At 39.5% G+C, this 10,334-nt stretch carries 9 protein-coding genes; 1 reads left to right on the forward strand and 8 read right to left on the reverse strand.

What is annotated here, in order from left to right; translation table 11 throughout:
- Positions 1–705: 705 nt before the first annotated feature.
- A complete protein-coding gene (locus tag HWV58_RS23630; RefSeq protein ID WP_175636474.1) occupies positions 706–897 on the reverse strand; it encodes a hypothetical protein in 192 nt (63 codons plus the stop codon).
- Between the two features lie 133 nt (positions 898–1,030).
- On the reverse strand, positions 1,031–1,651 hold the full coding sequence (locus HWV58_RS23635; protein WP_175636475.1) for an L-threonylcarbamoyladenylate synthase: 621 nt from the start codon (positions 1,649–1,651) through the stop codon (positions 1,031–1,033).
- An 83-nt stretch (positions 1,652–1,734) separates the two neighbouring features.
- Between HWV58_RS23635 and HWV58_RS23640 the strand changes: the two genes are divergently transcribed.
- The gene (locus HWV58_RS23640) at positions 1,735–3,387 is read left to right on the forward strand and encodes an FMN-binding glutamate synthase family protein (RefSeq protein WP_175636476.1); all 1,653 of its coding nucleotides are present in this window, start codon (positions 1,735–1,737) and stop codon (positions 3,385–3,387) included.
- 257 nt (positions 3,388–3,644) lie between these two features.
- Here the strand turns inward: HWV58_RS23640 and asnS are convergent, their stop codons facing one another.
- The 6 genes from asnS to HWV58_RS24360 all read right to left on the reverse strand — a co-directional run.
- Positions 3,645–5,093, reverse strand: coding sequence for an asparagine--tRNA ligase (asnS, locus tag HWV58_RS23645; RefSeq protein ID WP_175636477.1), 1,449 nt, complete (start codon positions 5,091–5,093; stop codon positions 3,645–3,647).
- Between the two features lie 1,717 nt (positions 5,094–6,810).
- Positions 6,811–7,338 carry a ferritin gene (locus tag HWV58_RS23650; protein WP_175636478.1) on the reverse strand — a complete coding sequence of 176 codons (528 nt, stop codon included), beginning with the start codon at positions 7,336–7,338 and terminating at the stop codon, positions 6,811–6,813.
- A 680-nt stretch (positions 7,339–8,018) separates the two neighbouring features.
- Positions 8,019–8,378 (reverse strand): hypothetical protein, encoded by a 360-nt coding sequence (locus HWV58_RS23655; protein ID WP_175636479.1) that lies wholly within the window; start codon positions 8,376–8,378, stop codon positions 8,019–8,021.
- Between the two features lie 224 nt (positions 8,379–8,602).
- Positions 8,603–9,169 carry a GNAT family N-acetyltransferase gene (locus HWV58_RS23660; RefSeq protein ID WP_175636480.1) on the reverse strand — a complete coding sequence of 189 codons (567 nt, stop codon included), beginning with the start codon at positions 9,167–9,169 and terminating at the stop codon, positions 8,603–8,605.
- Positions 9,170–10,009, reverse strand: a complete 840-nt coding sequence (locus HWV58_RS23665) for an MBL fold metallo-hydrolase (RefSeq protein ID WP_175636481.1) — start codon at positions 10,007–10,009, stop codon at positions 9,170–9,172.
- A 98-nt stretch (positions 10,010–10,107) separates the two neighbouring features.
- The coding region (locus tag HWV58_RS24360) for a hypothetical protein (protein ID WP_217707064.1) at positions 10,108–10,334 on the reverse strand (227 nt) is incomplete at its 5' end.

Below are 10,334 nucleotides of genomic sequence, written 5' to 3' on the forward strand. Positions count from 1 at the left end.
TAGTTCTTTTTCCTTGATGAAAAAGAACCAAAAAATCAAGGCCTGGATCCTTTCTTGTAAAAACCTACGAAAACCTTAATTGCGGCAGTTCCTAGGCGCTTCCTCTGCTCGTTTCCTTCCGCACGCGCTTGATCCTGCCTTGTATAGTGGGGGCATGAAAGTCAGTGCAAGGTTTTTCGTGCTTTTTCCGGCGAAAATCTCCTATGCCGGAGCGCAGGGTGCAGAAAAACAGAATCCGTCATTCCTGCGCAGGCTATCCTTCTTGCCGTCATGCTGAATTTATTTCAGCATCTCTTAATTGTTTTTTCGGCTCATTGCCGCCGGGGCTAGTTCTTTTTCCTTGATGAAAAAGAACCAAAAAATCAAGGCCTGGATCTTTTCTTGTAAAAACCTACGAAAACCTTAATTGCGGCAGTTCCTAGGCGCTTCCTCTGCTCGTTTCCTTCCGCACGCGCTTGATCCTGCCTTGTATAGTGGGGGCATGAAAGTCAGTGCAAAGGTTGTCGTGCTTTTTCCGGCGAAAATCTCCTATGCCGGAGGGCAGGGTGCAGAAAAACCGAATCCGTCATTCCTGTGCAGGCTATCCTTCTCACCGTCATGTTGAATTTATTTCAGCATCTCTCCATTGCACACACTATTTAAAAAAATGGCCCTGAAACATCCTTCATTCCCGCGCATGCAGGAACCACGCAGTGCTCAGCGAAGTTAAATCTGTCTCGATAGATTTCTCCATTCCGCCACCGGTGAAAAACCGGCCGGCTCTAGTCGAAATGACGATTCTTCTACAAGGGCTGTTAATGATAGCGGAATCGAAGAACCTTCTTTATTCCCCTTCTGCGATCCGTCATTCCTGCGCAGGCTATCCTTCTTGCCGTCATGCTGAACTTGTTTCAGCATCTCTTTAATTTTTACGATAGTTAAAAAGGGACCCTGAAACAAATCACAATAATGATCGGATCAGAGTAGATGACGTTTGAGGTTGTGATAGCCTTTCGACAGGTTCAGGATTGACAAACTTAAAGAATCGCTTCTACAAATATTCCGTAATATCTCCTTTGCCTTCCCTGATCACTTCGAACTCGCCCAAAGTGCAATCAATCACGGTTGAGGCTTCGTTATCACCGTAACCGCCGTCGATTACCAGATCAACCAGGTCTTCGTATTTTTCGTGGATCAGTTCCGGATCGGTTGAATATTCGATTACATCATCATCGTCTCTTATTGAAGTAGAGAGGATGGGGTTGCCCAGTTCTTTAACAATGCACCTGGCGATGTTGTTATCGGGCACACGTATACCCACTGTTTTTTTATTCGAACTTAACAGTTTGGGTACATTATTGTTGGCATTAAAAATAAAGGTAAAGGGACCGGGCAGGGCTTTTTTCAGCACCCTGAATGTGGTATTATCAATCGGTTTAATGTAATCGGATATGTGCTTTAAATCGTGGCAAATGAAAGAGAAATTGGCCTTTTCGGGTTTAATACCCCGAATGCGGCAGATCTTTTCAATTGCTTTCTGGTTGGTAATATCGCAGCCCAAACCGTAAATCGTATCGGTTGGATAGATGATGAGACCGCCTTTTTTCAGAACTTCTACAACCTGTTCAATGGCTTTTTCGTTTGGGTTTTCCGGATATATCTTAATAAGCATAGCGTAAAAATAACAATTTAATGGTGTCAGTTGTTTAATAATCCTAATCTTTGTAAGAACAAAACATCCGCTAATCTAATTTTATGAGAAAAGCTTTCGTCGCAATTGCCGCATTTTTAATTGCCCTAACCATTATGCTGGGCCTTTATCATCCGTTTTTATGGTGGACATTTATTTTTACCGGTCCCTTTGTTATTCTCGGTATTTACGATTTATACCAGCCTAAGCACAGTATTGTGCGTAACTACCCTGTATTTGGCCGTTTAAGGTATTTTATGGAGGAGTTGAGGCCTAAGGTTTACCAGTATTTTGTAGAGAGTGATACGAACGGCACGCCATATAACCGTTTAAACCGCTCACTCATTTATCAGCGAGCTAAAACCGATAACGATACCATTCCGTTTGGAACGCAGCTAAACGTATACGAGAACGGGTACGAGTGGTTAAGCCACAGTATTGCGGCTATTTCGCATCATGAATTGAATTTAGATCCAAGGGTTTTGGTTGGCGGACCGGATTGTAAAAAGCCATACTCGGCCAGTATTTATAATATTTCGGCCATGAGCTTTGGTTCGTTAAGTCAGAATGCGATTCTGGCTTTAAATGGCGGGGCCAAAATGGGTAATTTTGCGCACAACACTGGCGAGGGGGGAATCAGCGATTACCACCGTCAGCCGGGAGGCGATTTAATCTGGCAAATTGGTACCGGTTATTTCGGTTGCCGCAATGCCGATGGTACCTTTAATTACGATGCTTATGCCGAACGTGCGCAGACTGATCAGGTTAGAATGATCGAGATTAAGCTTTCGCAGGGGGCTAAACCGGGTCACGGTGGTATGTTGCCGGCTAAAAAGGTTACCCCTGAGGTAGCACGCATCCGTTTAGTGCCCGAAGGTAAAGATGTATTGTCGCCACCTGCACACTCGGTTTTTAATACACCGATCGGCTTGCTGGAGTTTGTAAAAAAACTACGCGATTTATCGGGGGGTAAACCGGTTGGCTTTAAGTTATGTATTGGCCGCAAAAGCGAGTTTTATGCCATTTGCAAAGCGATGGTGGAAACGAAGATTTATCCTGATTTTATTACTGTGGATGGGGGCGAAGGTGGTACCGGAGCTGCGCCACAGGAGTTTTCGAACTCGGTAGGGATGCCTTTGCGTGAAGGAGTAGCCTTTGTTTATGATGTGTTGAATGGTTTCGACCTGAAAAAACACATTAAAATTATTGCGTCGGGTAAAGTAGCTACGGGATTTGATCTGGTTAAAAACATAGCACTTGGTGCCGATATGTGTAATGCCGCCCGCGGGATGATGTTTGCCCTGGGCTGTATTCAGGCGCTTGAATGTAACAGCAATACCTGCCCTACAGGGGTAGCTACACAGGACCCGAGTTTAATGAAAGGTTTGGTAGTGGAAGATAAAACCGTACGTGTTAAAAATTTCCATAACCTTACCGTGGCCAGTGCTGTTGAATTGCTGGGTGCTGCAGGTTTAAGGGAAACACATCAGTTAAGTCGCGCGTATATTAACAGGAGGGTGAGTCCGAGTGTAATGCAGAGTTATCTTGAAACTTTCCCGTATATCCCGACAGGTAGTTTGTTGCAAACTCCTTATCCAACCCGTTATGAGCTGGGCATGGCTTTAAGTACTTCGCAAAGTTTTGCACCAACCGATTATAAAGTTTCGGCGGTTGATTATGCTCATGCAAATCCTTATGGTGATCATGCACATGAATAATTCATGTACACGATAATAAATACAATTAACGCCAATTTTACAATTGGCTACCCGGGAGTCGTTCCGATGGGGACGGTCCGTTCATGTGGATAATCTCTAAATCTAAAATCGCCTCACCGGGACGATTCATAGTAGAAAAAATGGAATGTTTTTTCGTTGTGTAGAAGGTTTTGTGTTTTAGGGTAAGGGATAAAAAAAAGAAGTCAAGTTTCTAAAAACTTGACTTCTTTGGTAATAGGCTATTTGTTTACCCTAAACTAAAATTCCGCATTTTTCGGGAACCTTGGGAAAGCAATTACATCGCGGATGTTGGTCATACCAGTTACGAACAATACCAAACGTTCGAAACCTAAACCGAAACCAGCGTGTGGTGCTGTACCGAAACGGCGGGTATCTAAATACCACCACAATTCATCCTGTGGAATGTTTAAAGCTTCCATGCGTTGGGTTAAACGATCTAAGCGCTCCTCACGCTGCGATCCACCAATCATTTCGCCAATACCCGGGAACAGGATGTCCATTGCGGCAACGGTTTGTCTGCCTTCGGCATCCGGCTCATTCTGGCGCATGTAGAACGATTTAATATCTGCAGGATAATCGGTTAAGATTACTGGTTTTTTAAAGTGTTTTTCTACCAGGTAGCGTTCGTGCTCGCTCTGTAAATCAGCTCCCCATTCATCAATCAGGTATTTAAACTGTTTCTTCTGGTTCGGTTTAGAAGATTTTAAAATCCTGATGGCTTCAGTGTAAGTTAAACGTTCGAAATCGTTTGATAAACAGAAATCCAGTTTTTCTAACAAACCAAATTCGCTGCGCTCGTTTTGTGGCTTTTGTTTATCTTCTTCCGCTAAACGGCTGTTTAAAAATTCTAATTCCTCTTTGCAGTTGTCTAAAGCATATTTAATCACATACTTCATCATATCTTCTGCAAGCTGCATGTTATCTTCTAAATCGGCGAAGGCAAACTCAGGTTCAATCATCCAGAATTCGGCTAAGTGACGTGTTGTATTGGAGTTTTCGGCTCTGAAAGTAGGTCCGAAAGTATAAATTTTACCGAAAGCCATTGCTGCCAATTCACCTTCCAACTGACCCGATACGGTTAGGTTAGTGGCGCGTGCAAAGAAATCCTGAGAGAAATCTACTTTACCATCCTCAGTACGTGGTGTATTGTCGAAATCTAAAGTGGTTACCTTAAACATTTCGCCGGCACCTTCTGCGTCACTAGCCGTAATTACGGGCGTGTGCATGTATACAAAACCGCGCTCGTTATAAAACTGGTGAATAGCGAAAGCTAAAGCATGACGAACCTTAAAAACCGCGTTAAAAGTATTGGTGCGGAAACGCAGGTGTGCTATTTCGCGCAAAAACTCCAGGCTGTGTTTTTTAGGTTGCAGCGGGAATTTCTCCGGGTCACTATCACCCAAAATTTCAACACTTGTAGCTTTAACCTCAACTGTTTGGCCTTTGCCAAGCGATTCGATTAATTTACCTGTTGCAGAAATGGCTGCACCTGTAGTGATTCTTTTCAACAGCTCATCGGGTAAATTATTAAAATCGATCACAACCTGGATATTGCTCATGCAAGACCCGTCATTTAATGCGATAAACTGATTATTACGGAAAGTTCTAACCCATCCCATAACCGTTACTTCTGTGTCAAATGCTGTCGACTTTAATAAATCTTTAATTTGCTGTCTCTTAATCATATTGTTGTTTATAAAAGCCGCAAATTTAGGAAAAAAAAGCATATCAGTTAATAGTTTCGGGCTTCCGGTTAGCAGTTTTTTTATGCGTGAGGTGTTTAAACTGCTGGAGACAAGAGTTAGTCTTTTTAGATCAGAAATTTACGGTTTTAAGCGTTTTTAACTGTGGAGTTTCTTTAATTTTCTTGTTTTGTTAAATTTTGTTCTGTTTTTGCTTGTTTATTAGCTTGTTTTTTTTGGTGTATTATGCTTTTTGTTGTTTGTTTTATTTTATTTTTCTTGATTTTTTGTGTTTTATGATATTTGTCAGTTGTTTTTAGGTTTATTTTTGTTTTTTTTAATGTGTTTATAGATTTTTGTTTTGTTTTTTATGGTATTTTTGATTTAAATTTTGGTTTTTTATGTATATTTTTTAAAATTTTTATTGTTTTTAGTTAAAAATAGTTGTTTTTTTAAATAAAAATCGTACTTTTGTAATGCTCGTTAATTATTATTATATATTTGGTTTAAAAAGAGCGCTGGTAACGGCGCTTTTTTTATAAAAATTAAGACTTATTCATAAAATCAACATAAACCAAACAACCTAAACTAAGAAAGCTCCAATTTATTGGAGCTTTTCTTTTTATTGGGAGGTTTTTAGGAGCTAACTCATTATTTTTCCTGCAGATTTAATTGATAACGCAAATAACTGGTTGTGTGAATTTAATTTGTTAGGTTCTGCACTTTCTGTGTGAAACAAAGCAGGATAGTTTTTATTTTTCCCGCAGATTTAATTGATAGAGCAAATAACTGGTTGTGTGAATTTATTTTGTTGGGCGCTGCGTTCTGTGTGATCTGCGGGAAACAAAGCAGTATAGTTTTTATTTTTCCCGCAGATTTAATTTATAGGGGGAATAGCTGGTTCTATAAATTTAATTCGTTAGGTTCTGCGCTTTCTGTGCGATCAGCGGGAAACAAATCAGTATAGTTTTTATTTTTCCCGCATATTTAATTGATAATGCAAATAACTGGTTCTATGGATTTAATTCGTTAGGTTCTGCGCTTTTAGAGTGATTAGCGAGAGCTAAAGCAGAATAGTTTTTATTTTTCCCGCAGATTTAATTGATAGAGCAAATAGCTGGTTCTATGAATTTAATTTGTTAGGTTCTTTGCTTTCTGTGTGATCTGAGGGAAACAAAGCAGTATAGTTTTTATTTTTCCCGCAGATTTAATTGATAATGCAAATAACTGGTTCTATGGATTTAATTCGTTAGGTTCTGCGCTTTCAGAGTGATTAGCGAGAGCTAAAGCAGAATAGCTTTTATTTTTCCCGCAGATTTAATTGATAACGCAAATAGCTGGTTGTGTGAATTTAATTTGTTGGGTTCTGCGCTTTCTGTGTAATCAGCGGGAAACAAAGCAGTATAGTTTTTATTTTTCCCGCAGATTTAATTGATAACGCAAATAACTGGTTCTATGAATTTAATTTGTTAGGTTCCGCGCTTTCTGTGTGATCAGGGGAAACAAAGCAGTATAGTTTTTATTTTTCCCGCATATTTAATTGATAGAGCAAATAGCTGGTTCTATGAATTTAATTTGTTAGGTTCTTTGCTTTCTGTGTGGTCAGCGGGAAACAAAATATTATGGTTTTGATTGACCATCATCGCAAATAGATTCTGTCTGCAAACAAAAAAAAAGCTACCCGGTTATGAGTAGCTTTTCAATATATGTTTTGTTGTTGTTATGCTTCTGAATAGTTGATTTTATTCACGTGCTTGTCGATCTCCCATCTTCCGGTACCTTCTTCGCCAATTACTTCGAACAATTCTAAAGCTCTGCGGGCTTTGTATTCTTCTTCACGTTGCTCTTTTAAGAACCAGTTTAAGAATTCCATGGTTACAAAATCCTGCTCTTTGTGGCATTTAGCTGCAATGTTTTTGAAGCTCTGGGTGATTGCAATTTCTGCTTCCAGGGCATCTTCGAAAACTTCTCTAAAGCCTGCGAAATCTGTTTTGATTCCGCTTACTTCCGGAGAAATTGCATTTCCACCCATATCCAATACATATTTGAATAATTTAAGCTGGTGTACTCTTTCTTCTTCAGATTGCTTTAAAAAATAATCTGCCGAAAAGTCGTAGCCATTTTGATCGCACCAAGATGACATTGATAAATATAGTGATGAAGAGTGAGCTTCTTTTTTGATCTGCTGATTTAATAACGTTTCAATATCCTGTGATATTAAACATTGGATGCGCATTAAGTCTTTCATAATTCTGTGCTTTAATAACAATACAAATGTAAAGTGAATTTGTTCGTGTTTATAATTTATTTGCAATATGAAATTAGTCTAAATTGCTGATAATTAGTTATTTGTAATCAGTTTAAATAATGATGGATGAGGTGAAATGGATGAGGTAAGATGGAGGATGGAAAATGGGAATAACGCCAAACGGATACTGGTTGAGGATCAGAAGTATAGTGGTAGGTTTTCAGCTAATAGTAGGTAATAAATTAGCTAATTTGTCATTCTGAATGCAACGAAGAATCTTCTGTAAGGATAAATATGTGGTGTAGATTTCTCCGTTTCGCTGCGCTCCAGTCGAAATGACGATCAGGACTAGGAGGATAGCACGCAAGGAAGGATAGCCAAAGGTTTAGTTAAACAGTTTTCAGTTTTCAGTTTGCAATTTTCAATTGGCGGTTTGCAGTACTAATGAACCAATAAGCAGTTTCCAAGTTTTCAAATGGCAGTTTGCGGTGATCAGTTAACCACTTTAAACAATTAACCAGTTTACGGTTTTCAATTTGCAGTTTGATGTGCTCAGTTAACCAGTTTAAACAATTAATCAGTTTGCAGTTTTCAATTGGCAGTTTGCTTTGTCAGTTAACCCGTTTAAACAATTAACCAATTTACACTACTAATGAACTAATGGCTAATGAACCAGTGAACTAATAAACTAACCTGTACAGGCAGTCATTAATCATGTGGTTTAATTTGAACATGGTGAATGTGCCTTGTAACAGATCTTTTAATGCAATAATTTCTAAAGCATTTAAAAGATAGATGTGTTCGCAGCCATTAAAGGTAACCAATTCGAAATCGGCTTTGTGTGTGTTTAAGAGAAGTGCCTCGATATCTATATCTTCTACTACCTTTTTTAATTTCTGAAGCGAAAGGCAGCTGAAGCGTGCAAACTTGCCACCAAAATCTACGTAAAAGCAGTTTAACTTATCAGATTGATAAATTGAACCATGGGTATTTGAGAATACGTTAGCCAGTTGGTTGATATCGATACACGCTTTTTCCATTGGCTACAAAAATTGTGATTATTTAGATTAAATACAAATAAAAATGTAAATAATTTTTTGGGAGCGTTAAGCGGGGTGCGTTTGGAGTGGAGAAGGAAGGAAGGAAGGAAGGAAGGAAGGAAGGAAGGAAGGAAGGAAGGAAGGATCGCCATTCCGAGCGTAGTGAAAAGGAGTTGAGGAATCTATTAAGCGTTTCTTTGTTGATGTGTTTTAGAAAAACTCAATTAATGACCCGCTTTAAGTTGAAACACCATGTGATGATACAGTCCGCCCATAAATTGTTTCTCGTTTTGGATTACGAAGCCCATTTTTTCATAAAGCTTTAATGCCTGTACATTATTTTGTTCAACCAGGAGTGCAATGTTTTGGTGACCTAGTTGCCGGCCCCAGTTAATACCTGCTTTGATCAGTTCTTTTCCGATTCCTTTTCCCTGAGCTTTAGGATTAACGCTAATGCTATCCAGATAAAATTCGCCGCTTTGGGTTTCTGCATCTGGCTTGCTGTCGGTTGGCTTATCGTTTTGGATATACGTTAGCAAGGGCTTACGGAGTTCGATAAGCTTTCCTCCATCGTAGGCATTTAAAGAACCCAGTACTTCGCCTGCTTCTTCAAAAACTAAGGTGTTTTCATAGCTGTACTGATTGCCCTTTTGCTGAAAGAGGTATTCGAAAATGCGGTTAATCTCGTTTTGGTTTTGCGTATGGGTTAATTTTTCTGCCAGTTTACCCATTGCCTGGATTATTAAAGGCACAACTTTGGCAAAATCGGTAGGTTTGGCTGGTCTGATCATTTAAATATCGCTTAAGTTAAAAGTTTCGGCTACACGGATGCCTTTTTCAGTCCGCTGCAGCGTACAGCACTCGTTAACCGGATCGTGCTCCAGGTATAAGATATAGTTGTTGCTTACTGCTTCTTCTAAAAAGGCTTGTTTTTCGGTTAATGTTTTTAACGGAAACATATCATAAGCCATTACATAGGGCAGGGGCAGGTGACCAACCGAGGGTAAAAGATCGGCCATGTACACAACTGTTTTTCCTTTGTAATTAATTTTTGGCAGCATCATGGCATCGGTATGGCAATAGGCAAAGCTGATGTTGATGTCTTTCTGCCAGGCTATATTTTCCTGCTCGGTAACAAACTTTAGCTGGCCGCTTTCCTGTATAGGTAAAATGTTTTCTTTTAAAAAGGAAGCTTTTTCTCTTGCATTGGGTTCTACTGCCCATTGCCAGTGCTTTTCGTTGCTCCAATAGGTAGCATTGCTGAATGCAGGTTTTAATTTATCGCCATCCCTTAGCACAGCACCGCCCACGTGGTCGAAATGGAGGTGTGTTAAAAAAACATCGGTAATATCGCCGGTACTGAAACCTAAACCAGCCAGCGATTTTTCCATCGTATCATCGCCATGCAGGTAATAATGGCTAAAGAATTTTTCATCCTGTTTATTCCCGATTCCGGTATCAACTAAAATGAGCTGGTTGCCCTCTTCTATTAATAAACAACGCATGGCCCAGGTACAAAGGTTGTTGGCATCGGCCGGGTTGGTTTTTTGCCAGATGGCTTTGGGTACCACGCCAAACATTGCGCCGCCGTCGAGTTTAAAAAAGCCTGTGTTTATGGTGTGAAGTTTCATTTGATGTAAGATGTAAAAGGTAAAATGGATGATGTAAGATGGCTAAAAATACAAAACCCTTTAGGATTAACTAAAGTGTTTCTGTAATAATATTGGTTTTAATTATGATTTGGCCTTAGGCCTTTAAACTTTTGACGTAAAAGGTAAAAATGGAGATGTACAGGGCTAAAAATAAAAACCCCTTTAGAATTAACGAGCGCACTGAAAAAGTCCCTTAATTCAAAAGGATAAAGGAGTAGAAAACTAGTTTTTCTGCTCCTTTTTTTGTATTTTAAAGGTGTATTATTACTGCTTTTAGATGCTGCTTCAACAACAAAAAATCCAG

The organism is Pedobacter ghigonis (assembly GCF_903166585.1).
GTDB lineage: Bacteria > Bacteroidota > Bacteroidia > Sphingobacteriales > Sphingobacteriaceae > Pedobacter > Pedobacter ghigonis.

Excerpts from the sequence above, each read along its gene's own strand:
- HWV58_RS23630 (WP_175636474.1), bottom strand. The coding sequence starts at position 897 with ATGCTGAAACAAGTTCAGCATGACGGCAAGAAGGATAGCCTGCGCAGG.
- HWV58_RS23635 (WP_175636475.1), bottom strand. The coding sequence starts at position 1,651 with ATGCTTATTAAGATATATCCGGAAAACCCAAACGAAAAAGCCATTGAA.
- HWV58_RS23640 (WP_175636476.1), top strand. The coding sequence starts at position 1,735 with ATGAGAAAAGCTTTCGTCGCAATTGCCGCATTTTTAATTGCCCTAACC.
- asnS (WP_175636477.1), bottom strand. The coding sequence starts at position 5,093 with ATGATTAAGAGACAGCAAATTAAAGATTTATTAAAGTCGACAGCATTT.
- HWV58_RS23650 (WP_175636478.1), bottom strand. The coding sequence starts at position 7,338 with ATGAAAGACTTAATGCGCATCCAATGTTTAATATCACAGGATATTGAA.
- HWV58_RS23655 (WP_175636479.1), bottom strand. The coding sequence starts at position 8,378 with ATGGAAAAAGCGTGTATCGATATCAACCAACTGGCTAACGTATTCTCA.
- HWV58_RS23660 (WP_175636480.1), bottom strand. The coding sequence starts at position 9,169 with ATGATCAGACCAGCCAAACCTACCGATTTTGCCAAAGTTGTGCCTTTA.
- HWV58_RS23665 (WP_175636481.1), bottom strand. The coding sequence starts at position 10,009 with ATGAAACTTCACACCATAAACACAGGCTTTTTTAAACTCGACGGCGGC.